The 24,924-nt window shown below is 74.9% G+C and carries 21 protein-coding genes; all 21 read right to left on the minus strand.

What is annotated here, in order from left to right:
• Window positions 1-14: 14 nt before the first annotated feature.
• A complete protein-coding gene (locus GPA02_RS10620) occupies window positions 15-1,583 on the minus strand; it encodes an RsmB/NOP family class I SAM-dependent RNA methyltransferase (protein ID WP_156199900.1) in 1,569 nt (522 codons plus the stop codon).
• Window positions 1,576-2,523, minus strand: coding sequence for a methionyl-tRNA formyltransferase (gene fmt, locus GPA02_RS10625; RefSeq protein WP_156199901.1), 948 nt, complete (start codon window positions 2,521-2,523; stop codon window positions 1,576-1,578). Before fmt ends, GPA02_RS10620 begins: the two co-directional genes overlap by 8 nt.
• 10 nt (window positions 2,524-2,533) lie before the next feature.
• Entirely contained in the window at window positions 2,534-3,157 is a 624-nt protein-coding gene (locus tag GPA02_RS10630) for an HAD family hydrolase (protein ID WP_156199902.1), read from the minus strand.
• Window positions 3,158-3,202: 45 nt separating this feature from the next.
• Window positions 3,203-4,225 (minus strand): LacI family DNA-binding transcriptional regulator, encoded by a 1,023-nt coding sequence (locus GPA02_RS10635; protein ID WP_156199903.1) that lies wholly within the window; start codon window positions 4,223-4,225, stop codon window positions 3,203-3,205.
• A 164-nt stretch (window positions 4,226-4,389) separates the two neighbouring features.
• Window positions 4,390-6,435: a primosomal protein N' family DNA-binding protein gene (locus GPA02_RS10640; protein ID WP_204986574.1), complete on the minus strand. Its 2,046-nt coding sequence runs from the start codon at window positions 6,433-6,435 to the stop codon at window positions 4,390-4,392.
• A gap of 7 nt (window positions 6,436-6,442) precedes the next feature.
• Entirely contained in the window at window positions 6,443-7,648 is a 1,206-nt protein-coding gene (gene metK, locus GPA02_RS10645; RefSeq protein WP_156199904.1) for a methionine adenosyltransferase, read from the minus strand.
• Entirely contained in the window at window positions 7,645-8,898 is a 1,254-nt protein-coding gene (coaBC, locus tag GPA02_RS10650) for a bifunctional phosphopantothenoylcysteine decarboxylase/phosphopantothenate--cysteine ligase CoaBC (protein ID WP_156199905.1), read from the minus strand. The genes metK and coaBC overlap by 4 nt, the downstream gene beginning before the upstream one ends.
• A gap of 53 nt (window positions 8,899-8,951) precedes the next feature.
• A complete protein-coding gene (gene rpoZ, locus GPA02_RS10655; RefSeq protein ID WP_156199906.1) occupies window positions 8,952-9,215 on the minus strand; it encodes a DNA-directed RNA polymerase subunit omega in 264 nt (87 codons plus the stop codon).
• A gap of 93 nt (window positions 9,216-9,308) precedes the next feature.
• Window positions 9,309-9,911, minus strand: coding sequence for a guanylate kinase (gene gmk, locus GPA02_RS10660; RefSeq protein WP_156199907.1), 603 nt, complete (start codon window positions 9,909-9,911; stop codon window positions 9,309-9,311).
• Window positions 9,904-10,215: an integration host factor, actinobacterial type gene (gene mihF, locus GPA02_RS10665; protein WP_156199908.1), complete on the minus strand. Its 312-nt coding sequence runs from the start codon at window positions 10,213-10,215 to the stop codon at window positions 9,904-9,906. Before mihF ends, gmk begins: the two co-directional genes overlap by 8 nt.
• Window positions 10,216-10,425: 210 nt before the next feature.
• Complete coding sequence (pyrF, locus tag GPA02_RS10670; RefSeq protein ID WP_156199909.1) at window positions 10,426-11,382, minus strand: orotidine-5'-phosphate decarboxylase; 957 nt, start codon at window positions 11,380-11,382, stop codon at window positions 10,426-10,428.
• A complete protein-coding gene (gene carB, locus GPA02_RS10675) occupies window positions 11,379-14,699 on the minus strand; it encodes a carbamoyl-phosphate synthase large subunit (RefSeq protein ID WP_156199910.1) in 3,321 nt (1,106 codons plus the stop codon). The genes pyrF and carB overlap by 4 nt, the downstream gene beginning before the upstream one ends.
• Entirely contained in the window at window positions 14,699-15,910 is a 1,212-nt protein-coding gene (gene carA, locus GPA02_RS10680; RefSeq protein WP_156199911.1) for a glutamine-hydrolyzing carbamoyl-phosphate synthase small subunit, read from the minus strand. Before carA ends, carB begins: the two co-directional genes overlap by 1 nt.
• A complete protein-coding gene (locus tag GPA02_RS10685) occupies window positions 15,907-16,374 on the minus strand; it encodes a PH-like domain-containing protein (RefSeq protein ID WP_156199912.1) in 468 nt (155 codons plus the stop codon). The genes carA and GPA02_RS10685 overlap by 4 nt, the downstream gene beginning before the upstream one ends.
• Window positions 16,371-17,687: a dihydroorotase gene (locus GPA02_RS10690; protein WP_156199913.1), complete on the minus strand. Its 1,317-nt coding sequence runs from the start codon at window positions 17,685-17,687 to the stop codon at window positions 16,371-16,373. The genes GPA02_RS10685 and GPA02_RS10690 overlap by 4 nt, the downstream gene beginning before the upstream one ends.
• Window positions 17,684-18,679 carry an aspartate carbamoyltransferase catalytic subunit gene (locus GPA02_RS10695; protein ID WP_156199914.1) on the minus strand — a complete coding sequence of 332 codons (996 nt, stop codon included), beginning with the start codon at window positions 18,677-18,679 and terminating at the stop codon, window positions 17,684-17,686. The genes GPA02_RS10690 and GPA02_RS10695 overlap by 4 nt, the downstream gene beginning before the upstream one ends.
• Window positions 18,676-19,269, minus strand: a complete 594-nt coding sequence (gene pyrR, locus GPA02_RS10700) for a bifunctional pyr operon transcriptional regulator/uracil phosphoribosyltransferase PyrR (protein WP_156199915.1) — start codon at window positions 19,267-19,269, stop codon at window positions 18,676-18,678. Before pyrR ends, GPA02_RS10695 begins: the two co-directional genes overlap by 4 nt.
• A gap of 63 nt (window positions 19,270-19,332) precedes the next feature.
• Entirely contained in the window at window positions 19,333-20,832 is a 1,500-nt protein-coding gene (locus GPA02_RS10705; protein WP_156199916.1) for a pyridoxal phosphate-dependent decarboxylase family protein, read from the minus strand.
• Between the two features lie 52 nt (window positions 20,833-20,884).
• Window positions 20,885-22,171, minus strand: a complete 1,287-nt coding sequence (locus tag GPA02_RS10710) for a hypothetical protein (RefSeq protein WP_156199917.1) — start codon at window positions 22,169-22,171, stop codon at window positions 20,885-20,887.
• Window positions 22,168-23,421: a zinc ribbon domain-containing protein gene (locus tag GPA02_RS10715; RefSeq protein ID WP_156199918.1), complete on the minus strand. Its 1,254-nt coding sequence runs from the start codon at window positions 23,419-23,421 to the stop codon at window positions 22,168-22,170. The genes GPA02_RS10710 and GPA02_RS10715 overlap by 4 nt, the downstream gene beginning before the upstream one ends.
• A 138-nt stretch (window positions 23,422-23,559) precedes the next feature.
• Complete coding sequence (locus GPA02_RS10720) at window positions 23,560-24,909, minus strand: MFS transporter (RefSeq protein WP_156199919.1); 1,350 nt, start codon at window positions 24,907-24,909, stop codon at window positions 23,560-23,562.
• Window positions 24,910-24,924 lie beyond the last annotated feature (15 nt).

Consider the following 24,924-nt stretch of genomic DNA (forward strand, 5'->3'; position numbering starts at 1 on the left):
CGCGAGCCTACCGATCAGGTGCGGCGCAGGAGCGCGAGGAACATCGCGTCGGTGCCGTGCCGGTGCGGCCAGAGCTGGAGGAACGGTCCCCGCTGGTCGTCCAGGGGCGCGAGCGCGACCTCGGCGACCGCCGCCGTCGCGTCGAGCACCTCCGCCGGCGCCTTCTTGACGACGTCCTCGACCACCAGCCGGGTCTCGGCCAGGTGGGGCGAGCAGGTGACGTAGCCGATCAGGCCGCCCGGGCGGGTGGCCGCTATCGCCGAGCGCAGCAGGTCGCGCTGCAGCGGTCCGAGCGCGGCGAGGTCCGACGGCGACCGGCGCCACCGGGACTCCGGGCGGCGCCGCAGCGCCCCCAGCCCCGTGCACGGGACGTCGACGAGCACCCGGTCGTAGCGCTCGGCCTCCTCGGCGCCGACCTCGCGGCCGTCGCCCACCCGCACCTCGACGCGCACGCGCTCCGCCGCCGCGCCGACCGCGCGCTCGACGAGACGGGCGCGGTGGGCCGAGACCTCGTTGGCGACCAGCTCGCCGTCGGGCGCACGCTCGGCGAGCAGGGCGGCGAGCAGCGCCGCCTTCCCGCCCGGCCCCGCGCACAGGTCGAGCCATCGCGTGTCGGTGCCCTCCAGCGGCGCGGAGGCCAGCGCCAGCGCCACCAGCTGGCTGCCCTCGTCCTGCACGCCGAGCCGGCCCTCGCGCACGCCGGGCAAGGCGCCGGGGTCGCCCGCGGCGAGGATGCGCGCGGTGCTCGCCCAGCGACCGGGCTCGGCGTCGGCGGGGACGTCGCCGTCGGCGACCAGTCCCGGGCGCGCGACCAGCGTCACCGCAGGAGCGGCGTTGTCGGCCTCGAGCAGCGCCGTCAGGTCGTCGGCCCCCGGCGGCGTCGCCGCCAGACCCTGCCGCAGCGCGCGCACCACCCAGCCGGGGTGCGAGTGCACGGCCGCGAGCCGCTCGACGTCGTCGGGCTGAGCGGCCGCGACCGCCTCGAGCCAGGCGTCCAGGTCCTGCTCGGCGACACGCCGCAGCACCGCGTTCACGAGCTGGCTGGGGCCCGTCCCGCACACCGACCGCGCGAGGCCGACGGTCTCCGAGACCGCGGCGTGGTCGGGCACGCGCATGCCCAGGATCTGGTGCACACCGAGCCGGAGCACGTCGAGCAGCGGCGCGTCGACGTCCTCGGGGCGCCGGTTGCCGGCCAGGGCGATCACCGCGTCGTAGCGCCCGCGCAGCCGCAGCGTGCCGTAGGCGAGCTCGGTCGCGAACGCCGCGTCCCGGCCACGGATGCCGCGCTCGGCGAGCATCGGCGGCAGCACCAGGTTCGCGTAGGAGTCGGAGTCGGCGACCGCCCGGAGCGTGTCGAACGCGGCGCGCCGTGCCGGGTCGGTGCCGCGCGACCGCTCGCTCGGCCGCGACCGGGACCCCCCGCGCGGACGGCTGTCGCGGCCCCCGTGGCTGCGCTCGCCGCCGGTCCCACGAGCGTGGCCGCCACGCTCCGGCGGACCACCACGGCCGCGCCGGTCCTCGTCGCCGCGTCGGCGGTCGTCCCGGCTGCCGTCGCCGCGGCCGTGCCTGTCGCGGTCAGCCATCGGTGTCCCCGTCCACGTCGAAGGTCCAGCCCGGGTCGAGACGGGCACCGCGCGCCCAGTCGGCGGCGCTCATCCAGGGTCGGCCCGGCGGTGCGATCTCGCCCAGCCGGACCGGCGCCGTCGCGGTGCCGACCAGCACGCCGTCCGACGTGGTGCGGACCGCGCCGGGCGGCACGAACATCCGCAGCACCGTCGGCGTCACCGGGCCGAGCTTGTAGCGGGCGCCATCGTGCGTCGTCCACGCGCCGGGCGCCGGCGTGACACCACGCACCCGGCGGTCGACCACCTCCGCCGGCAGCCGCCAGTCGACGCGCGCGTCCTCGCTGCGCAGCGTCGGCGCGTGGCTGACGCCGTCGGTGGCCTGGGGACGCGGCTCCGCGGTGCCGTCGGCGATCGCGTCGAGGGTCGCGACGAGCAGCGGCGCGCCCGCGTGCGCGAGCCGCTCGAGCAACGACCCCGCGGTGTCGTCCGGTCGGATCGCCTCGGTCATCGTGCCCAGCACCGGCCCCGTGTCGAGGCCGGCCTCGATGAGGAACGTCGTCGCGCCGGTGATGTCGTCACCGGCCATCAGCGCGTGCTGCACGGGGGCGGCGCCACGCCAGGCCGGCAGCAGCGAGAAGTGCAGGTTCACCCAGCCCTGCGGTGGCAGCGACAGCGCGGGCTCGCGCAACAGCGCGCCGTAGGCCACGACGGCGGCGCACTCGACGTCGAGCTCGGCCAGCCGGGCCAGCGTCTCCTCCTCGTGCGGGCGGTTCGCCGTGATCACCGGGAGCCCAGCGGCCTCGGCGCGCTGGTGCACCGGGCTGGGGGTCAGGACGCGCTTGCGTCCCACCGGTGCCGGCGGGCGCGTGAGCACGCCGACCACCTCGTGACGGGAGTCGAGCAGCGCCTCGAGGGACGGGACCGCGACGGCGGGAGTCCCCGCGAACAGCACACGCACGCGGGTCAGTCTAGGAACCGGCGGGCGCCACGCCGACACCGAGGTCGCGCAGCGCGGCCCGCAGGTCCTCGACGCCGGTGAAGAGGTGGGCGTGCAGGCCGGCGTCGTGCGCGGCCGCGACGTTCGCGCGGGTGTCATCGGTGAAGAACGTCCGCGCCGGGTCCAGCGCGTACCGCTCGACGAGCAGGGCGAAGATCTGCGGGTCGGGCTTGACCATCCCCTCGCGGCCGGAGACGAGGACGTCCTCGAGCATGCCGATCGCAGGAGCCACGACCGGCGCGTGGTGGAACGTCTCCGCGGACCAGTTGGTCAGCCCGAGCAGCCGCATCCCGAGGTCGCGCAGCTCGGCCACCAGCTCCGCGGAGCCCGGCACCGGCCCGGTGAGGGAACCGGCGAAGTCCTGCCAGTAGGCGTCGAGCGTCGCGACGTGGTGCGGCGCACGGGCCTCGAGCTGCGCCCTGGCCTCGGCGTAGGGCACGCCGCCGTCGAGGCTGCGGTTGAGCTCGTGGAAGCCGGACTCGTCGAGGAAGGCGTCGATCTCCGCGTCGCTGAGGCTCCTCGACCAGACCCGACGCGGGTCCCAGCCCACCAGCACGTTGCCGAGGTCGAAGACGACCGTGGTCACCTGTGTCACGGCCCTACCCCATCACACCCGTCGCGCGGCGTGCGACCGCGCGGCTCAGGCGGCGGGCGGGGCGCTGCTCTCGCGCACGACGAGCTCGGTCGCGAGCTCGACACGGCGCAGCGGCGGCTCCTGCCCACGCGCCAGCGCCACCAGCATCTGGGTGGCGGTGCGCGACATCGCCTGCAGCGGCTGGTCGACCGTCGTCAGCGCGGGGCCGACCCACTCGGTCAGCGGCAGGTTGTCGTAGCCGACGACCGACACGTCGCGCGGCACCTCCAGACCACGCTCGCGGGCCGCGCGCAGCACACCGAGCGCCTGCAGGTCGGAGCCCGCGAAGATCGCGGTCGGTCGCTCGGGCAGCGACAGCAGCGCGAGCCCGTGCTCGTAGCCGGCGGACACGCTGAAGTCGCCCCAGCGCACCAGGGCCGGGTCGGTCGCGACGCCGGCGTTGTCGTGCGCCGAGCGGTAGCCGTCGACCCGGGCGCGCGAGCACAGCACGTCGCTCGGCCCTGAGATCATCGCGATCCGCCGGTGGCCGAGCTCGATCAGGTGCGACGTCGCTGCCAGGCCGCCGTGCCAGTTGTTCGAGCCGACCGTCGGGACGTCCTTCGGGAGCTCGCCCTCGGTGTCGATCACGACGAACGGGATCGACCGCGACTCGAGCTGGTGCCGCTGGCCCGCGCTCAGGCTCGACTGCGCGAGCAGCACCCCGATCGGGCGGCGCGCCAGCACGGCGTCGAGCCAGGACTGCTCGGGGCGGTGCCGGCCGCCGAGCTCGCTGAGGACCACGCCGATGCCGTGCTCGGCGGCCGCGGCCTCGACACCGCGGATGATCTCGAGCGCCCAGTCGTTGTCGAACTCGTGGAAGCACAGGTCGAGCAGCGGCGGGCCGCTGCTCGCAGGACCCCGCCCCCGGCGGCGGTACTGGTGCCGCGCGAGCACCTCCTCGACGGTGGCACGGGTGCGCGGCGACACGTCGGGGCGCCCGTTGAGCACCTTCGACACGGTCGGCACCGAGACACCGGCCTCGGCCGCGATGACCGCGATCGTCGTCCGCCCGCTCGGCTGGCTCGCCATCCTGCTCTCCCTGCCCTGCCCGACGACGCCGACGACGCCGCAACTTTCGAGCACAGTAGCATCGTGCGATGCCCTGACCTGGCCACCTGCGGCCCTCGACACGCCGACGCCAGGCACGGGAGCGAACCGGACTGCAACTTTCGGCGCGTGATCCGAAATGTCGGTCAGGCCCCAGGGTCGATCTCCAGGCGCACAACGGGCTCCTTGTGCGCGCTGCGCACGGCCTGCGCGGCCTTGAGCGCCGCCGCCAGCGCGGCCCCGTCGGACCGGGGCACCCGCACCAGCGCCCGGGCGCGCTCCTCGCCCTGCTCGTCGAGCACGGGCTGCGGGCCCAGCACCTCCGCCGACGCCGGCAGCCGCGCACGCGCCAGCAGGTCGCGCACCGCTGCCCACTCCCCCGTGGCCGCCGCCATCCGCGCCACCGGTGGGAACCCCAGCTCCTCGCGCTCGCCGAGCTCGCGCTGCGCGTAGCCGCTCGGGTCCCAGCGCAGCAGCGCCTGTGCCGGCGCCTGGGGCGGCTGCCCGAGCAGCATCACCTGGCCGTCGGCCCGGACGAGCGCGGCCGCGTTGAACCAGCGGCGCAGCGCCTCCACCGAGGCGTCGAGGTCGTCGCGCGCGGCCATCAGACCGCCGTCGAGCAGGACGGCGGCACGGTAGCCCTCCGCCGCGACCGGCTCGGCGCCCGGTGTCGCGATCACCAGCCGCGGCCGCTCGTCGACCCCACCGCTCACGCCGCCGTCACGACCGGAGGTGAGCACGGGTACGCCGGGGAAGGCGCGGCCCAGCTCCTCCGCGGTGCGTCCGGCACCGACGCGCGCCGCGCGCACCTCGGTGGCGGCGCACTCGCTGCACGCCCACCCCGTGGCGCGCCGGCCGCACCAGCGGCACACAGGTGAGGCCGAGCGGCCCGGGAGGCCGAGCGGCCCGTGGCAGGCCGGGCAGCGCGCCGGCGCCCGGCAGCGGGCGCACGCCACCACCGGCAGGTAGCCCGCACGCGGCACCTGCACGAGCACCGGCCCGTGCTCGAGCGCGCGACGCACGAGCTCCCAGGCCGGCCGGGGGAACCGCGCGGCCGCGGCCGGGCCCTCCCGGGCCAGGTCGACGTCGCTGGGCACCACGACCCGGGGCGTGCGCTCGCGCACCACGGCCCGCTCCGACGCCAGCGACCGGGCCCAGCCGTCCACGACCAGCTGCTCGGCCGCCGGGGTGCGCGCGTAGCCGGCGAGCAGCACGGCGGCGCCCTCGAGCTCGGCGCGCTGGAGGAGGACCTCGCGAGCGTGCCAGTACGGCGCGCGCGGCTCGGCGTAGAGGTCGTCGCCGTCGTCCCAGCACACGAGCAGCCCCAGGTCGCGCACCGGCGCGAACACCGCCGACCGGGTGCCCACGACCACCTGGGTGCGACCCAGCAGTGCCAGCAGGAACCGGCGGTAGCGCGCCGAGCGGCCCAGCTCGGCGGTGAGCACGACGTGCTCGACGCCCGCCTGCTCGAGCGCGGCCGCGACCGTCTCGACGTCGCGCTGGTCGGGCGCCAGCACGACCGCTCCCCTGCCCGAGCGCCGCACCGCGCGCACCGCCGCGGCCACGGCGGCCGGCCAGGCACGGTCGGGCCCGGGCGCGGGCAGCGCCGACCACACCGCTCGCGGCGACTCCCCCGCCGTCAACCGGTGCAGGAACGCCGCGCCACCGGGCACGTCCGCCCAGGCCAGCAGGTCGCTCGGCTCCGGCTCGGGCTGTTCGCTCTGAGCGAACAGCCCGCCCGTGATGCGCGGTGTCGGCTCGCTCCCGGCCTCCTCGGACGCTGCCAGCACCGCGGCCTCGGCACCGGCGTGCCGGGGCGGCAGCGCCAGCCGGAGCACGTCGGAGGTCGTGCCCGCGTAGCGCTCGGCGACCGCACGAGCGAGCGCGAGCACCTGGGGCGCGAGCACCGGCACCGGCCCCGCGACCCGCCGGATCGGGGTCAGCTCACCCGCGTGGCTGCTCGCCGCCGTGCGCCCGACGACGTACCCGTCGCGCTCGCGCCCGGCGAACCGCAGCTTCACGCGCACGCCCACGCGCACGTCGTCGTCCAGCTCGCGCGGGATCCCGTAGTCGAAGGGGCGGTCGAGGTGCGGCAGCGGCACGTCGACGAGCACCTGCGCGACACCCGCCCAGCGCTGGGGCGACGGCGCGGGCTCGGCGCGCGGGTCGAGGAGGCTGGGCTGCTCGGTCACGCGTCGGTCAGCGCACCGCGTCCCGCAACGCGTCGACGCGGTCGGTGCGCTCCCACGTGAACTCGGGCAGCTCGCGCCCGAAGTGACCGTAGTTGGCGGTCTTGGCGTAGATCGGCCGCAGCAGGTCGAGCTCGGCGATGATCGCGGCCGGCCGCAGGTCGAACACCGTCTCGATCGCCCCGACGATACGGTCGACGGGCACGGTCTCGGTCCCGAACGTCTCCACGTGCACCGCGACCGGGTGGGCGCGCCCGATCGCGTACGACACCTGCAGCTCGCACCGGCGCGCGAGCCCGGCGGCCACGACGTTCTTGGCGACCCACCGCATCGCGTAGCTCGCCGACCGGTCGACCTTCGAGGGGTCCTTGCCGCTGAAGGCGCCACCGCCGTGACGTGCCGCGCCGCCGTAGGTGTCGACGATGATCTTCCGGCCGGTGAGCCCGGCGTCACCCATCGGTCCGCCGATGACGAACATCCCGGTGGGGTTGAGGATCAGCCGCGGCGAGGAGACGTCGATGCCGGTCTCCTCGGCGATCTGCCGCAGCACCGGCTCGATGACCGCCGAGCGCAGCGTCGGCGCGAGCGTGCGCTCGACGTCGACGGTCTCGTCGTGCTGGGCCGACATCACCACGGTGTGCACGGCGACCGGGCGGTCGTCCTCGTAGGCGATCGTCACCTGGGTCTTGCCGTCGGGCCGCAGGAACGGCACCTGCCCGTTCTTGCGCACCTCGGTCAGCCGCGCCGACAGACGGTGCGCCAGCAGGATCGGCAGCGGCATCAGCTGCCGCGTCTCGTCGGAGGCGTAGCCGAACATCAGGCCTTGGTCGCCGGCGCCCTGGAGGTCGTAGGGGTCCTGCTCGGAGGCGCCCTGGCGCACCTCGAGCGAGGTGTTCACGCCCTGGGCGATGTCGTCGGACTGCTGGCCGATCGAGATCGAGACGCCGCAGGAGTCGCCGTCGAACCCGACGCGGGAGGAGGTGTAGCCGATGCCGGTGACGACGTCGCGCACGATGCGCGGGATCTCGACGTAGCCGCTGGTCGTCACCTCGCCGGCGACGTGCACGAGGCCGGTCGTCACCATCGTCTCCACGGCGACCCGGGCGTGCGGGTCGTGGCGCAGCATCGCGTCGAGGATCGCGTCGGAGATCTGGTCGCAGATCTTGTCCGGATGACCCTCGGTGACGGACTCGGAGGTGAACAGGCGGGAGGTCACCGTGGCAGCGTAGTGGGCGCCGCCGACGTCTCCGGAGCAGCGCCGTCCGCGTCTCGTGCCAGCAGCGCGACGACGGCGTCCAGCAGCCCGCGCGCGACGTCCGCCTTGCTCCCGCTCGCCTCGGTGACGACCTCGCCGGCGGCGTCGAGCACGACGACCGCGTTCGGCACGTCGCCGAACCCGGTGCCGGCGCCGACGGCGTTGACGGCGAGCAGGTCCGCACCCTTGCGGCGCGCCTTGGCGCGGCCGTGGTCGAGCACGCTGCCGTGCTCGTCACCGGTCTCGGCCGCGAAGCCGACGACCACCTGGCCCGGCCGCGCCCCGGCGACGAGACCGGCGAGGACGTCCGGGTTCTCGACGAGGGAGATCGTCAGCCCGTCTCCCGACTTCTTGACCTTCGCGTCGGCGACGGCGGCGGGGCGGTAGTCCGCGACCGCGGCGGCCATGACGAGCACGTCGGCGGTCGAGGCGCGCTCGGTCATCGCCTCCTGGAGCTGCGCGGTCGTCTCGACCGTGACGACCTCGACGCCGTCGGGCAGCAGGGCCGCGTCGACGTTGGCGGCGACCAGGGTGACGTCGGCACCTCGGCGGGCGGCGTCGGTCGCGATCGCGACGCCCTGCCGGCCCGACGAGCGGTTGCCGAGGAACCGCACCGGGTCCAGCGGCTCGCGCGTGCCGCCCGCGCTGACGACGACGCGGCGGCCTGCGAGGTCCTGCGCCGCGGGCGGCTCGACCAGCGCGAGCGCAGCGGCGGCGATCGCCTCGGGCTCGGGGAGCCGGCCGGGGCCGGAGTCGGCGCCGGTGAGGCGGCCGTCGTCGGGGTCGAGCACGTGCACGCCGCGGTCGCGCAGCGTCGCGACGTTCGCGACGGTCGCGGGGTGGTGCCACATCTCCGTGTGCATCGCCGGCGCCATCAGCACCGGGCAGGTGGCGGTGAGCAGGGTCGCGGTGAGCAGGTCGTCCGCGAGGCCGGCGGCTGCGCGCGCCAGCAGGTCGGCCGTGGCCGGCGCGACGACGACAAGGTCGGCCTCGCGTCCGATGCGCACGTGCTCGACGGCGTCGGCGCCCTCGAAGACCGACGTGGTCACCGGTCGGCCCGACAGGGCCTCCCAGGTGACGGCGCCGACGAACTCCAGCGCGGCCGGCGTCGGGACGACGCGCACGTCGTGACCGGCCTCGCGCAGCAGCCGCAGCAGCAGCGCGGCCTTGTAGGCGGCGATGCCGCCCGCGACGCCCAGGACGATGCGCACGCCGAGGCCCCCTTCTCCGAGCTCGTCGACCGGTTCGCGCGGTGCGAGGAGGCTCAGTCCTCCTCGGGCTCCACGGTCAGCAGGCCGGCGCTGATCTCGCGCATCGCGATCGACAGCGGCTTCTCCTGCGGCTCGGTCTCGACGAGCGGGCCCACGTACTCGAGCAGACCCTCGTTGAGCTGCGCGTAGTAGGAGTTGATCTGGCGCGCGCGCTTGGCGGCCCAGATCACCAGGGCGTACTTGGAGTCGACGTGCTCGAGGAGGGTGTCGATCGGCGGATCGGTGATGCCCTCGGGCTGGGCGACGGTTCCGGACATGTCAAAGACCTCGCAGGGAGTGACGACGGTGGGCACGACCACGCGCCGGGTACCGGCGCGGCGCACAGGACGGCACGATGGCCGTGGGCCAGTCTACCCGTCCTCGCCCCGGATCAGGGCGACCAGCTCGTCGGTGGCGCGCGTCACGTCGTCGTTGACGATCGTGTGGTCGAACTCCGACACCGCCGCCATCTCGATCCGGGCGGTCGCGAGACGCCGCTCCCGCTCCTCGGGGGTCTCGGTGCCGCGCCCGACGAGCCGCCGCACGAGCTCCTCCCAGGTGGGCGGCGCGAGGAACACGAAGCGCGCCTCGGGCATCGTGATGCGCACCTGGCGCGCGCCCTGCAGGTCGATCTCCAGCAGCACCGGCCGGCCCTCGGCGAGCCGTTCCTCGACCGGGCCGCGCGGCGTGCCGTAGTGGTGGCGGCCGTGGACGACGGCGTGCTCGAGGAACTCCCCGCGCGCCACCATGTCGGCGAACTCCTCCGGGGAGAGGAACAGGTAGTGGACGCCGTCGATCTCGCCCGGCCGCGGCGGCCGCGTGGTCGCCGAGACCGAGAGCCAGATGTCGGGGTACCGCGCGCGGATGTCCGCCGAGACCGTGCCCTTGCCGACGGCGGTCGGGCCCGCCAGCACCGTCAGGCGGGCCGGGGCGGGCGTGTCGTCGGTCCGGCTCGCGGGAGCCGGCTCAGCCAAACTGCTCGACCAGCTTGGCGATCTGGTGCGGGCCGAGGCCACGCACCCGGCGCGACTCGGAGATCCCGATCTCGGTCATGATCTGCTTCGCGGTGACACGGCCGACGCCCGGCAGCGACTCCAGCAGCGAGAGCACCTTGAGCTTGCCGATCGCGTCGTCGGTCTTGCCCTGCTCGATCACCTCGGAGAGCTTGCCTCCGGAGTACTTGAGCCGGTTCTTCACCTCGGCACGGGTCGCACGCGCGGCAGCGGCCTTCTCGAGCGCTGCGGCTCGCTGCTCGGGCGTGAGGTTGGGAAGGGGCACGGTCTCACCTCGGGTCGGAAGGGCTTGGCATGCAACCTAGCGACGCGGACCCGGCGCGGCAACCGCGGCGGAGCGTCCCCGCCGAGATCGAGGGTTCGGGTCGAGATCGAGGGTCTGGATCCTCGATCTCGACCCGAACCTCGATCTCGCGGGGTGGGGGCTGCACGGTGGCGCCGCAGGTCGGGGCGCCGCGCGGGTGTCGTCCGCCGGTCAGGCGCGGCCGGTCGCGGCGGCGAGCTCGGCCGCCAACCGGCGGGTGCCCTCGACGAGGCGTGCCGGCGTCGGCCCGAGCCGCAGGATGCTGCGCGAGGCGGAGGCGAGGACGGCGGGCAGCGCGGCGCCGAACGTCGCGCGGAGGTCCGCCGGACGCCCGCCCTGCTCCCCGATGCCTGGCGCCAGCAGCGGCCCGTGCACGGCGGCGAGGTCGGCGCCGACCTGGCTCGCGGCACCACCGATCGTCGCGCCGGTGACGAGCCCGACGCTGCCCAGCCGCGCACCCACGGCGATCTCGGCGGCGTTGTCGGCGGCGGCGTGGGCGGCGATCGTGGCCGCGACGCTGGCGCCGCTCTCGTTGCGCGCGTGCTGCACCTCGGCGCCCTCGGGGTTGGACGTGAGCGCGAGCACGAACACCCCGCGCTGACTCGCCTGCGCGAGACGGACCGCAGGAGCCAGGGAGCCGTAGCCGAGGTAGGGCGAGACCGTCACGGCGTCGCCGGCGAGCGCCGACGCCGGGTCGAGGAAGGCGTCGGCGTAGCCCTCCATCGTCGAGCCGATGTCACCGCGCTTGGCGTCGACGATGCAGAGCACGTGGGCGGCCCGCGCGGTCGCGACGACCTCCTCGAGGACCGCCACGCCCTGGCTGCCCCACCGCTCGAAGAAGGCGGCCTGCGGCTTGACCGCGGCGACGTGGGGCCCGACGGCCTCCAGGGTGCGCAGCGCGAGCTCGCGCAGCCCGGGGACGCCGTCGGGCAGGCCCCACTCGTGCACGAGGGACGGGTGCGGGTCGATGCCGACGCAGAGCGGCCCATGGACGTCCATCGCGTCGGCGAGGCGCGTGCCGAAGGGCAGCGCCCGCACCTCGTGCGCCCCGGCGTCACCGTTCGTGGCCGCCGTGGACCCGCTGGATCCCGTGGCCGGGGTGCTGCTGGCGCCCGGTACCTCGGTCATGACGAGATCCTCTCAGCCCTCGCGGCGTCGTGGTCCTGCAGCGAGGTCACCTCGAACGGTCCGCGCCGCAGCGCCTCGAGCGCCTGCACGGCCGCGCTCAGCTGCTGCATCGTCGTGATGATCGCCTTGTCCGCCGCCGTCGTGGCCGCGCGGATGTCGTAGCCGTCCACGCGGGCGCCCTTGCTGCCCGGGGTGTTGACGACCATGTCGACCTCGCCGGCGTCGATGAGGTCGACGACGGTCGGCTCGCCCGCCGGGCCGCGTCCCTCGTAGCCCTTGCGCACGACGTCGGCGCTGATGCCGTTGCGGCGCAGCACGCTCGCGGTGCCCGCGGTCGCGATGATCCGGAAGCCGAGCTCGACCAGCCGCGCCGTCGGCAGCACGACCGAGCGCTTGTCGCGGTCGGCGACCGAGATGAACACCGTGCCCGACGTCGGCAGCCCGCCGAACGCGGCGGCCTGCGACTTGGCGAAGGCCAGCGGGAAGTCGACGTCGTAACCCATCACCTCGCCGGTCGAGCGCATCTCCGGGCCGAGGACGGTGTCGACGACGCTGCCCGAGGGGGTGCGGAACCGCTTGAACGGCAGCACCGCCTCCTTGACGGCGATCGGCGCGCCCGGGTCGCTGGCCGCGGCGTCGGTCTCCGGCAGGTGCCCGGCCGCCTTGAGCTCGGCGATGCTCATGCCGGCCATGAGGTGTGCGGCCGCCTTGGCGAGCGGCACCCCGGTCGCCTTGGAGACGAACGGCACCGTGCGGCTGGCGCGGGGGTTGGCCTCGAGCACGTAGAGCACGTCGGAGGACAGCGCGTACTGGATGTTGATGAGGCCGCGCACGCCGACGCCGCGGGCGATCGCCTCGGTCGAGGTGCGGATGCGCGCCGCCATCGCGTCGGACAGGGTCACCGGCGGCAGCACGCACGCGGAGTCGCCCGAGTGGATGCCGGCCTCCTCGATGTGCTCCATGATGCCGCCGAGGAAGAGCTCGGTGCCGTCGTAGAGCGCGTCGACGTCGATCTCGATCGCCTGGTCGAGGAAGCGGTCCACCAGCACCGGCGCGGGCAGCACGCCGTGGCCGTCGGCGCCGGGGCGGGCGCCGGTCGCACGGGTCACGTAGTCGACGAGCTGGGCGTCGTCGTAGACGATCTCCATGCCGCGGCCGCCGAGCACGTAGCTCGGGCGGACGAGCACCGGGTACCCGACCTGCTCGGCGATCTCGCGCGCCTGCGCGAGCGTGATCGCGGTGCCGAACGCGGGCGCGGGCAGGCCGGCGCTGACGAGCACCTGCCCGAACAGGCCGCGGTCCTCGGCTGCGTCGATCGCCTCGGGCGGGGTGCCGAGGATCGGGACCCCGGCGGCCTCCAGGCGCGCCGCGAGCGACAGCGGCGTCTGGCCGCCGAGCTGCACGATGACGCCGGCGACCGGGCCGACCGCCAGCTCGGCGAGGTAGACCTCGTAGACGTCCTCGAACGTCAGCGGCTCGAAGTAGAGCCGGTCCGCGGTGTCGTAGTCGGTCGAGACCGTCTCGGGGTTGCAGTTGACCATGACGGTCTCGTAGCTGTCGCGCAGCGCCATGACCGCGTGCACGCACGAGTAGTCGAACTCGATGCCCTGCCCGATCCGGTTGGGCCCGGAGCCGAGGATGATGACCGCGGGCCGCTCGCGCGGCTGCACCTCGGTCTCGGCGTCGTAGCTCGAGTAGTGGTAGGGCGTGCGCGCCTCGAACTCGGCGGCGCAGGTGTCGACGGTCTTGAACACCGGCCGCAGCCCGTAGGCGTGCCGCATCTGCAGCACCGTCTCCTCGCCGATGCCGCGGATCTCGGCGATCTGCGCGTCCGAGAAGCCGTGCCGCTTGGCCAGCCGCAGCGTGGCGGCGTCGAGCGTCGGGGCGTCGCGGACGGTCTCGGCGACCTCTTGCAGCAGGAACAGCTGGTCGACGAACCAGGGGTCGATGCCGGTGGCGGCGGTGATCTCCTCCAGCCGGGCGCCGCCGCGGATCGCCTGCTGCAGGTCGACGAGGCGGTGCTCGGTGGGGCGGCGGATCGACTCGACCAGCGCGGCGGTCGCCTCGGCGTCGGGTGCCTCGCCCCGCCAGTGGAAGGAGCTCGAGGTGGTGTCGAGGGAGCGCAGCGCCTTCTGCAGCGCCTCGGTGAAGCTGCGCCCGAGCGCCATCGCCTCCCCCACGCTCTTCATCGTCGTCGTGAGCGTCGGGTCGGCCGCCGGGAACTTCTCGAACGCGAACCGGGGCACCTTGACGACGACGTAGTCGAGCGTGGGCTCGAAGCTCGCCGGTGTCGAGCCGGTGATGTCGTTGGGGATCTCGTCGAGCGTGTAGCCGATCGCGAGCCGGGCGGCGATCTTCGCGATCGGGAACCCGGTCGCCTTCGACGCCAGCGCCGAGGAGCGCGACACCCGCGGGTTCATCTCGATGACGACGACGCGCCCGGTCTCCGGGTGCACCGCGAACTGGATGTTGCAGCCGCCGGTGTCGACGCCGACCTCGCGGATGACGGCGATGCCGACGTCACGCAGCTTCTGGTACTCGCGGTCGGTCAGCGTCAGCGCGGGAGCGACGGTGACCGAGTCGCCGGTGTGCACGCCGACCGGGTCGACGTTCTCGATCGAGCAGACGACGACGACGTTGTCGGCCTTGTCGCGCATCAGCTCCAGCTCGTACTCCTTCCACCCGAGGATCGACTCCTCCAGGAGCACCTCGGTGGTCGGTGAGTAGTGCAGGCCGGCGCCCGCGATCTGGCGCAGCTCGGTCTCGTCGAACGCGATGCCGGAGCCGAGCCCGCCCATCGTGAAGGACGGCCGCACGACCACCGGGTAGCCGAGGTCCTCGACCGCGGCGAGGCAGTCGTCCATCGAGTGGCAGATCGCCGACCGCGCCGACTCCGCGCCGCAGCGCTCGACGACGCCCTTGAACTCGTCGCGGTCCTCGGCGAGGTTGATCGCGTCGATGTTGGCGCCGATCAGCTCGACGCCGTAGCGCTCCAGCACGCCGCGCTCGTGCATCGCGATCGCGGTGTTGAGCGCCGTCTGGCCGCCGAGCGTCGGCAGCAGCGCGTCTGGGCGCTCCTTGGCGATGATCGCCTCGACGACGTCGGGCGTGATCGGCTCGACGTAGGTCGCGTCGGCGAACTCCGGGTCGGTCATGATCGTCGCCGGGTTGGAGTTGACGAGGATGACACGCAGGCCCTCCTCGCGCAGCACCCGGCAGGCCTGGGTGCCCGAGTAGTCGAACTCGGCGGCCTGCCCGATGACGATCGGGCCGGACCCGATGACGAGGACGCTCGAGATGTCGGTGCGGCGGGGCATCAGTGGCTGGTCCTGTCGGTGATGAGGGCGACGAAGCGGTCGAAGAGGTACGCGGCGTCGTGCGGGCCGGCCGCGGCCTCCGGGTGGTACTGGACGGAGAAGGCGGGGATGTCGAGGCAGCGCAGCCCCTCGACCACCTGGTCGTTGAGACCGACGTGCGAGACGACGACGCGGCCGTACCGACCACCGTCGTGCGGGGCGAGGAACTCCTCCCCGATCGGAGCGTCGACCGCGAACCCGTGGTTGTGCGAGGTGATCTCGACCTTGCCGGTCTCGACGTCCATGACCGGCTGGTTGATGCCGCGGTGCCCGAAGGTGAGCTTGTAGGTGCCCAGCCCCAGCGCGCGGCCCAGGATCTGGTTGCCGAAGCAGATCCCGAAGTACGGGATCTTCCGGTCGAGCACCGCACGCAGCAGCTCGACCTCGTGGACCGACGCCTCCGGGTCGCCCGGGCCGTTGGAGAAGAACACGCCGTCCGGCTGCACCGCGAGCACGTCGGAGATCGTCGACGTCGAGGGCAGCACGTGCACCTCGACACCGCGCTCGGCGAGCCGCTGCGGTGTCATCGCCTTGATGCCGAGGTCGATCGCCGCGACGCGCGCGAGCGGCGGCCGGTCCTCGAACTCGCCCGCGGGCGCGACGACGTAGGGCTGCTCCGTGGTCACCTCGCGCGCGAGGTCCGCGCCGACCATCTGCGGCGCGCTGCGCACCCGCTGGAGCAGCTCGGCCTCGCCGTGCGAGCCGGGCAGTTCGGGCAGGCTGTCGCCGGAGAAGATGCCGGCGCGCATGACGCCGCGGTCGCGCAGGTGCCGCGTGAGCGCCCGGGTGTCGACGTCGCAGATGCCGACCACGCCCTGAGCGGCGAGCTCGTCGTCCAGCTCGCGTGCCGAGCGCCAGCTCGAGGCGCGGCGCGCGGGATCCCGCACGACGTACCCGGCCACCCAGATGCGGCCCGACTCCGGGTCCTCGTCGTTGACGCCGGTGTTGCCGACGTGCGGCGCCGTCATGACGACGATCTGCCGGTGGTAGGAGGGGTCGGTGAGCGTCTCCTGGTAGCCGGTCATGCCGGTCGAGAAGACGATCTCGCCCAGCGTCTCGCCGCGCGCGCCGTAGGCGCGGCCGCGCAGCACGTAGCCGTCCTCGCAGACGAGCAGCGCCTCGTCGGCGTCCCGGCCGCCGGCGGCGGCGGGTGTCGTGGCGGTGAGAGTCATCGGGTCCCCCCGGGGTCGGTCAGGCCGCTGATGCGGTCGGTCAGTCGGTCACGTTCGGTGCGGTTGCGCGTGCGCAGCCCGGTCTCCAGCGCCTGCCCGCCGTGGTGCCAGCGGAGCACGACCATCGAGTCGGTCCGGCGGACGTCGTCGAGCTGGCGGGCGGGCACGAACAGGTCGGGTGCGCCGCGGCGGGCGAGCAGCAGGCCGTCGGTGCGGACGAGCGCGACGGCCTCGCAGCGCCGGCCCAGGCCGCGTGCGACGACACGCTGGGTGTGGTCGCCGGCGACGGTGGTGCCGACGTAGGTGGTGGTGACGCCGTGGTCCGCGCCCCCGGCCGGCACACGCGGCAGCGGCGGCAGCGCCGGCCCGCTGCGGGGCGCGGGCGCGAACCGGCTGCGCCGCACCGTGACGAGCACGAGCAGCGCGAGCGCGGCGAGCGCCAGCACCGGCCAGAGGAACCTCACGCCGTGCGCTCCTGCGGGACGCCGTCGAGCACGGTGGCGCGGCCGCCGTAGAAGGTCGCGACGACCCTGCCCGGCAGCTCGCGGCCCGCGAACGGGGTGTTGTCGCTGGCGGTGCGCAGCTCGCGGGGGACGACGGTCCAGCGCGCGTCGGGGTCGACGAGGGTCACGTGCGCGGGCTCGCCGACGGCGAGCGGCCGGCCCTGGTCGGCGACCCGCCCGATCGCGGCGGGCGCCGCCGACATCGTGCGCGCGACGTCGGCCCAGCCGAAGTCGACGTCGTCGGCCAGCACCATCGAGGAGATCACGACCGAGAGCGCGGTCTCGAGACCGGTCATGCCGAACGCGGCGGCGTCGAACTCGCAGTCCTTGTCCTCGACCGGGTGCGGCGCGTGGTCGGTCGCGACGATGTCGATCGTGCCGTCGGCCAGACCGGCGCGCACGGCCGCGACGTCCTCGGCGGTACGCAGCGGCGGGTTGACCTTGAACTGCGGGTCGTAGCCGCGCACGATCTCGTCGGTCAGCACCAGGTGGTGCGGGGTGACCTCGGCGGTGACCTGGATGCCGCGGCTCTTCGCCCACCGCACGATGTCGACCGAGCCCGCGGTCGACAGGTGGCAGATGTGCACGCGCGAGCCGACGTGCTCGGCGAGCAGCACGTCGCGCGCGACGATCGACTCCTCGGCGACCGCCGGCCAGCCGGTCAGCCCCAGCTCGGCCGACACGACGCCCTCGTTCATGACCGCGCCCTCGGTCAGCCGCGGCTCCTGCGCGTGCTGCGCGACGACGCCGTCGAAGGCCTTGACGTACTCGAGCGCGCGCCGCATGAGCACCGGGTCGGAGACGCAGACGCCGTCGTCGGAGAACACCCGCACGCGCGCGGCGGAGTCCGCCATCGCCCCGAGCTCGGCGAGCCGCTCCCCCGCCAGCCCCACCGTGACCGCCCCGACCGGGCGCACGTCGACCCAGCCGGCGTCACGGCCGAGCCGCCACACCTGCTCGACGACGCCCGCGGTGTCGGCGACCGGCTGCGTGTTCGCCATCGCGTGCACGCACGTGAAGCCGCCGACGGCGGCGGCACGGGTGCCCGACAGCACGGTCTCGGCGTCCTCGCGGCCGGGCTCGCGCAGGTGGGTGTGGAGGTCGACGAGGCCCGGCAGGACGACGAGCCCGGCGGCGTCGACGACCTGCGCGTCGCCCGCCTGGGCGGCGGCCTCCGCGCCGGTCGCGGCGATGACGCCGTCGGCCAGCAGCAGGTCGGTCGGGTCGCCGCCGAGCGGCGCGGCCCCTCGGATCAGGTAGCGGTGCGCGCTCACACGGAGTCCTTCACGAGCTCGGGGGTGCTGACACCGGCGCGGTCGTCCGCACCGGCGAGGAGGAGGTAGAGCACGGCCATGCGGACCGCGACGCCGTTGGTCACCTGCTCGAGGATGACGGCCTGCGCGGAGTCGGCCGCCTCGGCGGAGATCTCCAGGCCACGGTTCATCGGGCCGGGGTGCATGACGAGCGCGTCCGGGCCGAGCGCCCGCAGCCGGGCGCCGTCGAGGCCGTACTTGCGCGAGTACTCCTGCGGCGAGGGGAAGAACCCGCCGCCGGCGGAGCTCATCCGTTCCCGCTGCACGCGCAGCATCATGATCGCGTCCGGCCGGGCGGCGACGGCGGCGTCCAGGTCGTAGGACACCTCGCAGGGCCACGTCCCGACGCCGACCGGCAGCAGCGTCGGCGGGGCGACGAGCGTGACGTGGGCGCCCAGCGTGTGGAGCAGGTCGACGTTGGAGCGGGCGACGCGCGAGTGCAGCACGTCCCCGACGACCAGCACCCGGAAGCCGGCGAGGTCGCTGCCGATCGCGTCCTCCCCGCGCAGGTGGCGACGCATCGTGTAGGCGTCCAGCAGCGCCTGCGTCGGGTGCTGGTGCTTGCCGTCGCCCGCGTTGATGACCGGGGCGTCGATCCAGCCCGAGGTCGCGAGCCGGTGCGGCGCGCCGGAGGCGGCGTGGCGGATGACGACGGCGTCGGCACCCATCGCCTGCAGGGTCTGGGCGGTGTCCTTGAGCGACTCGCCCTTGGAGACGCTCGACCCCTTCGCGGAGAAGTTGATGACGTCGGCCGACAGCCGCTTGGCCGCCGCCTCGAACGAGATCCGGGTCCGCGTCGAGTCCTCGAAGAAGAGGTTGACGACCGTCTTGCCGCGCAGCGGCGGCAGCTTCTTCATCTCGCGCTGCTGCGTCGCGGCCATCGCGGCGGCCGTGTCGAGGATGAGCACGGCCTCCTCGCGGCTGAGGTCGTGCGCCGAGAGCAGGTGCCTCATCGGTCGCCCCCCTTCCCGATCGCGACCTCGTCGACGTCGTCGAGCTCGGAGAGTCGCACGCTCACGTGCTCCGACGCCGAGGTCGGCAGGTTCTTCCCGACGAAGTCCGCGCGGATCGGCAGCTCGCGGTGTCCGCGGTCGACGAGGACGGCGAGCTGCACCCGCCGCGGTCGCCCCAGGTCGGAGACCGCGTCGAGCGCGGCACGCACCGTGCGACCCGAGTAGAGGACGTCGTCGACCAGCACGACGACCTTGTCGTCGATGCCGCCCGCGGGGACCGTGGTCGGCTCGATCGCCCGGACCGGGCGCCGGCGCAGGTCGTCGCGGTGGAGCGTGATGTCGAGCGTGCCCACCAGCGTGTCGAGCGGGACGTCGCGCTCGTCGGCGCGCAGGACACGTTCGCCGAGGCGGCGGGCCAGGAAGGCGCCGCGTGTCGGGATGCCCAGGAGCACGACGTCGGAGGAGCCGAGGTTGCGCTCGATGATCTCGTGCGCGATGCGCGTGGTCGCGCGGGCGATGTCGCCGGCGTCGAGGACGACGCGCTCGCCGCCCGGTTCGGGACGTGGGCGTGCGGGGGTGCCAGAAGTCATCCGGCCAAGCCTCCTTCCCCGCCTCTCGGGACGGGCTTAAAGGTGTGCTGCCAGTCGACGACCCTACCGGACCGTGGTCCCCGGCGGCGCTGCCGACGGGCCGTGTGCGCCGTGTTCCTCGCCACGCGCGAGGGCGTGCGGTCCCGGCTGGCCCCGGTCGGGGTCGACGACGGCGGCCAGCAGCTGGGCGAGCAGCGCGGGCGAGTGCTCCCGCGGGAGCGCCTCCAGCGTCGCCATCACCGGGGCCAGCTCGGCGGGCAGCCCCTCGGCCGCGACGCGCTCGACCAGCGTGGGGTCGGGCTGCGGCGTCGGTCGGCCGCGCACCGCGGACGCGCCGGCGGCCAGCGCCGCCACGAGCTCCTCGGCGACCCCGAGGGTGACCGGCGTGAGCGTGAGGTGCGCCGAGCGGGGCACGACGGTGCCGTCGGGCTGCGGGAACGCCGGCTGGGCCTGCAGCAGGAACCCGCGGGCGCGCACCGCGTCGACGAGCAGGAACGGGTCGACGCGCATGTCCGGGCCGGCCTCCTCGTCCGCGACGACCGCCAGCAGCGGACCGACCGGGTCCCCGAGCACGCGGAGCCCGGGCACGTCGCGCAGGGCCGAGCGCACGTGGTCGGTGGCCTGCGCGGTGCGCGCGACGAGGTCGGCGTAGCCGTCCTCCCCCAGCGTGCGCACGACCGCCCAGGCCGCCGCCATGCCCACCGCGGACCGGCTGCCCAGCGCCGTCGGGTTCACCACCGGGTAGCCGGGCCAGGAGGACGTCGCGAAGTACTGGGCGAGGTGGCGGTCGCGGCCGCGGTACAGCACGAGCGAGGCACCCTTCGGCACGAACCCGTACTTGTGCAGGTCCGCCGACATCGAGGTGACGCCCGGGACCCGGAAGTCCCATGGCGGCAGGTCGTGCGGCCACCAGGGCAGCACCAGACCGCCGACGCACGCGTCGACGTGGAGGTCGACGCCGCGCGCGGCGCAGCCCACGGCGACGTCCTCGACCGGGTCGACGGCGCCGCTGGGGTAGCTGGGCGCGCTGACGACCGCGAGGGCGACCCGGCCGCCCGCCGCTGCGACGTCGTCGAGCGCGGCGAGCAGGTCGGGGGCGTGCACCGCACCGGTGCCCGGGTCGACCGGTACCTCGACGAGGTCGAGACCCAGGTAGGCGGCCGCCTTGCGGAAGGCCGGGTGCGCCGAGGTGGGCAGCACCAGGGCGAGACGTGCACCACCGCCGGTGGCGCGCGCACGGTCGCGGGCCGACTTCACGGCGAGCAGGCACGACTCGGTGCCGCCCGAGGTCACCGACCCGACGACGTCGGAGCCGCCGTGCAGCACCGACCGGCCGAAGGCGACGAGGTCGCGCTCGAGGACGCCGACCGAGGTGAAGGTCGTCGGGTCGAGCCCGTTGACCGGCAGGAACAGCTCGGCCGCCTCGGCGGCCACGCGGTCGAGGTCGGCGCGACCGCTGTCGTAGACGTAGGAGAGCACGCGGCCGCCGTGCGTGGGCGGGTCGGCCGCGCGCAGGGCGCGCAGGGTCGCGAGGACGTCCTCGGCGGGGTCGTTGTCGGTCATGGCGTGCGCCTGCGGGGGGCGGGCCGCGTCGTGCGCGACCCGCCCCCTCGGCTCATCCTCCTGCGATGGTGGAGCTGATCACCGAGTCGGCCATGAGGCCGAAGTCGTCGGTCAGCTGCTCGACGTCGGTGTGGTCGGGGTAGAAGAACACCGTCGCGAGCGACATCAGGTTGTCGGACTCCCGGATGGTGACGACCGTGGTGACCTGCATGAGGTACGACCCGCTGGAGTCGCTCACGGTCCACGAGGCGCTCTGGGCCACCGAGTCGGCGCCCGAGCCGACGTCGAGCGCCGTCGGCTCACCGAGCTGGGCGTCGGTGCTGTCCTCGGCCAGCCAGCTCAGGTAGGCCTCCGCCTCGTCGGCGGCACCGGAGCTGCTGGACAGGAAGAAGGCCTCGCCGTAGAAGGTCGAGACGCCGTCGTAGAGGACGACGTAGCCGTCGCCGCGCTCGACCTCGTCCCAGCCGTCGGCCGGCACGATCGACACGCCGTGGGCCACCTCCACCGCGTCACCGGTGGGCCCGTCGGGCCCGTCGGTGGCCGGGTCGTCGGGCTCGTCGGTGGCGGGGTCGTCCGGCTCGTCGGTCGCGGGGTCGTCGGGCTCGTCGGTCGCGGGGTCGTCCGGCTCGGTGGTCTCCGTGCCCGTGGGGGTGACGACCGGCGTGGGGTCGTCCCCGGGGCCCACGAGCCTCGTGATGCCCAGCACGAGCAGCACGACGAGCGCGAGCGCGCCGAGCGCGAGCCCGGCGATCTTGCCGTTGCTCATGCGCGGCCGCTGCGGCGGCTGACCGCCGCCGTAGCCGGGCCCGGGCTGCTGCGGGTAGCCACCGCCGTAGCCCGGCTGCGGCCCGGCCGGGTACCCCGGCTGCTGCGGCTGGCCGTAGCCCTGCCCCGGCACCGGACCCGGCTGCGCTGCCCAGCCCTGCGCGGGCTGGCCGTAGCCGGGCTGCTGCGGCGGCGCCGGCGGGGCCTGGTAGCCACCGGCCGCCTGGTAGCCGGCAGGCGGCTGCTGGTGAGGCTGCGGCACCGGCGCCCCGTAGCCGGGCTGCTGCGGCCCCTGGTACGCCTGCCCGGCGGGCGGCGCCTGTGGCGGCAGCGGCTGCTGGCCTGCCGGCTGCGCCGGGACCGACGCCGGCGGCGCGGCCTGCGCGGCGGGCGCGGTCGGGGCGGGCTGTGCCGATGCGGCCGGCTGAGCGTGCGGTGCTGCCTCTGCGGGTGCGACACCGGTCGGCTGCTGGGGCCCTGGCGCGTGCTCCGGCGTCGTGCCCGGCTCGGGCTGCGGCGGGCCGGCGTGCGGCTCGGGCTGCTGACCCTGCGGCTGCTGTCCCTGGTCGCTCATGCCTGCTCCCCCTGGCTCGGCCCGTCCTGGCGCGGTCCCGCCTCGGCGGCGACCTGTGGTTGCCCCGGCGGGGGCGGTGCGGCGGCACCCACGTGGTGCTCCTTGTGGCGCACCCGCGCGCTGGCTCCGCACGCGCTGCAGAAGCTCGCACCGACCAGCAGCGGCATCTCGCACTGGTGGCAGAACTCCTGCGCCTCCTGCGGGATCACCGCGCCGGCCGCCTCGGTCTGCGCCGCCTCCAGAGCGGCCTCCAGCAGCGCGACGTGCAGGATGCGGCGCATCCGGATGACGAGCGCGCCGAGGATCAGCAGACCCCAGACGATCGAGAGGACCACGCTCAGCGTCGGGTTCTCGATCCTGCTGAACAGGTGCACGCCGCCGAAGTACAGCGCGTTGGCGACCACGGCCTCGGCCACACCGCGGGCGTACCGCGACGTGAAGCCGTCGTAGCCGCGGCCGAGCCCGGAGAACTCGGCGCAGGCGATGCCGGTCGCGGTCCCGATGACCAGCGGCTTGACGAAGCCCTCCAGGAAGATGAGCGACATCCACAGCCCCGGGTCGATCTCGCGGGCGAATCCGCCGCTGAGCAGCGACCAGTGGCGCACGAGCGTGTCGGCCGTCGCGAACCCGACGCCCGAGACGACACCGAAGCTCGCGCCGTCGAGCAGGTCGTCGAACCGCGGCCGGCTGGCGAGGAAGACCGGGCCGATCTGACGGATCAGCTCACCGACCACCGGCACCAGCAGCACGGGCACGAGCAGCGAGCCGAGGCTGCCGAACCCCGCACCTGCCCCGGCACCGCCCGCGGTCGCCCCGCTCGGCGTCGGCGCGGCCAGACCCTGGAACCACAGCAGCGTGAAGCCGAGCCCGAGCACGAAGGTCAGCAGGAACGCCATCAGCGTCACCTGCACCGGGTGGTCGTCCCAGAGGTTCACGTCGTAGAGGTAGACGATGTAGGTCACCGGGATCGCGAACGCGGCGATGACGACCGCGAGCGGGACCGCGCCGAAGCACGCGGCCAGCAGCGCTGCGACGAGAGCGACGCCGAGAGTGATCTGGTACGTCCGTCCGCGCTCCCCTGCGCCGCGCGGCATGATCGTCGAGACCAGGGCGAACGAGGCGACCGGCTCGTCGGGCTTGACGGCGAAGTGGCGCTGCCTGGACTCGTCGTCGCTGCGGACGTCGCGTCCGCATCTGTGGCAGTAGTGGGCGACCTCGGGTATCGGGGCATGGCACTGCGGGCAACTCATGCGTACTCCTGTCGGTGCGGGACCGCATCGGCGGCGGCCAGGTCGTCCTGGCACCCGGCCCATCGTGGCGGAGGGGCCCGGTCGCCGCAACGGCGAGAGGTCCCCGTCGTGCCAGGAACCTTCCGCGTCGCGGACCTGCTACGACTGCAGCCGGAACCGGGCGAGGGGCACCAGCGACAGCAGCGCGAGCACCGCGGGCAGCACGCTGAAGACGATGACGACGCCCCACAGCGCCGAGCCGGGCTGCTCGACGACGGCCTGCGACGTGCGCGAGGTGAAGCCGGTGAGCGCGAGCACACCGAGCGCGACGGCCGGACCCAGCGCGAGGCCGGCTGTCTCCCCCGCCGTCCACACCCCGGCGACGACGCCGGCCCGCTCGGCGCCGCGCCGGCGGGCGTCGTCGCCGATGACGTCGGGCAGCAGGGCGAGCGGGTACAGCTGCATCCCCGCGTAGGCCACGCCTGCGAGGGCCACGCACGCGTACACCCACGGCCCCGGCGCGACGCGCGCCGGCACCAGCAGCGCCGCCGCCACGGCGAACACCGTCGTGGCCGCGACGAGGGCGCGCAGCTTGCCGACGCGGTCGGCCAGCCGCCGCGCGAGCGGCATCACGAGCAGCGCGGGTGCCACCAGCGCGGCGAACAGGAACGTCACCGCGCTCTCGTCCCCGAGCGTGTAGGTGGCGACGTACTGCGCGGCGGCGAGCATCGCCCCGGTCGCCAGCGCCTGCAGCACGAACGCCGTCAGGAGGGCGCGCAGCGGTGCCGACTCGCGCAGGGCGAGCCACCCCGCGCGGTACCCCGCGCCTGCGGGCGACGGCGTACCGGCCGGGGCCTCGGCGTCACGGGCCGGGCGGGGCCCCGGACGGGTGGTCAGCAGCGCGGCGGCGGCCATGCCGGCGCCGATGAGCAGCGCGGTCACCACGCCCATCGCGAGGTAGCCCGGCCGGCCGCCCCCGGCGGCGTCGCGGATCGCCGGACCGCCCGCGCCGAACGCGAGGATCGCGACCGCCAGCACCGCGATGCGCGGCGCGACGAGCCGGGTGCGCGCCCGGGGTGTCTGCGCGAGCTCGGCCGGCAGCGCGATGTAGGGCACCTGGAACAGCGAGAACGCGGTCGTCGCGAGCAGGAACGCCGCGACCACCCACGCCGCGGCTGCCGCGCCCTGCACGGAGGTGGGGACCGCGAACAGCAGCGCGAAGCACACCGGCAGCGTCGCCGCCCCGGCGAGCAGGAAGGCTCGCCGAGAGCCGCGGCGTCGTGCGCTGACGTCGCTCGCCCGCCCGATCAGCGGGTCGACGACGACGTCCCAGATCTTCGGCAGCGTCACCGCCAGCCCCGCGAGCCCGGCCGCGACACCGAGGGTGTCGGTGAGGTAGTAGGCCAGCACGAGCCCCGGCAGCGTGCCGAACCCGCCCGTGCCGACCGACCCGAGCGCGTACCCGACCACCTCACGGCGCGCCGGCGCCTGCTCGACCTGCGTGCTCACGGGCCTCCTCGCGCG

It is taken from the genome of Actinotalea caeni (assembly GCF_009733795.1).
Lineage (GTDB): Bacteria > Actinomycetota > Actinomycetes > Actinomycetales > Beutenbergiaceae > Pseudactinotalea > Pseudactinotalea caeni.

Excerpts from the sequence above, each read along its gene's own strand:
- GPA02_RS10705 (WP_156199916.1), bottom strand. The coding sequence starts at position 20,832 with ATGACCGACAACGACCCCGCCGAGGACGTCCTCGCGACCCTGCGCGCC.
- GPA02_RS10620 (WP_156199900.1), bottom strand. The coding sequence starts at position 1,583 with ATGGCTGACCGCGACAGGCACGGCCGCGGCGACGGCAGCCGGGACGAC.
- carB (WP_156199910.1), bottom strand. The coding sequence starts at position 14,699 with ATGCCCCGCCGCACCGACATCTCGAGCGTCCTCGTCATCGGGTCCGGC.
- GPA02_RS10635 (WP_156199903.1), bottom strand. The coding sequence starts at position 4,225 with ATGGCGAGCCAGCCGAGCGGGCGGACGACGATCGCGGTCATCGCGGCC.
- carA (WP_156199911.1), bottom strand. The coding sequence starts at position 15,910 with ATGACTCTCACCGCCACGACACCCGCCGCCGCCGGCGGCCGGGACGCC.
- pyrF (WP_156199909.1), bottom strand. The coding sequence starts at position 11,382 with ATGACCGAGGTACCGGGCGCCAGCAGCACCCCGGCCACGGGATCCAGC.
- pyrR (WP_156199915.1), bottom strand. The coding sequence starts at position 19,269 with ATGACTTCTGGCACCCCCGCACGCCCACGTCCCGAACCGGGCGGCGAG.
- GPA02_RS10715 (WP_156199918.1), bottom strand. The coding sequence starts at position 23,421 with ATGAGTTGCCCGCAGTGCCATGCCCCGATACCCGAGGTCGCCCACTAC.
- rpoZ (WP_156199906.1), bottom strand. The coding sequence starts at position 9,215 with ATGTCCGGAACCGTCGCCCAGCCCGAGGGCATCACCGATCCGCCGATC.
- GPA02_RS10710 (WP_156199917.1), bottom strand. The coding sequence starts at position 22,171 with ATGAGCGACCAGGGACAGCAGCCGCAGGGTCAGCAGCCCGAGCCGCAC.
- GPA02_RS10695 (WP_156199914.1), bottom strand. The coding sequence starts at position 18,679 with ATGAGGCACCTGCTCTCGGCGCACGACCTCAGCCGCGAGGAGGCCGTG.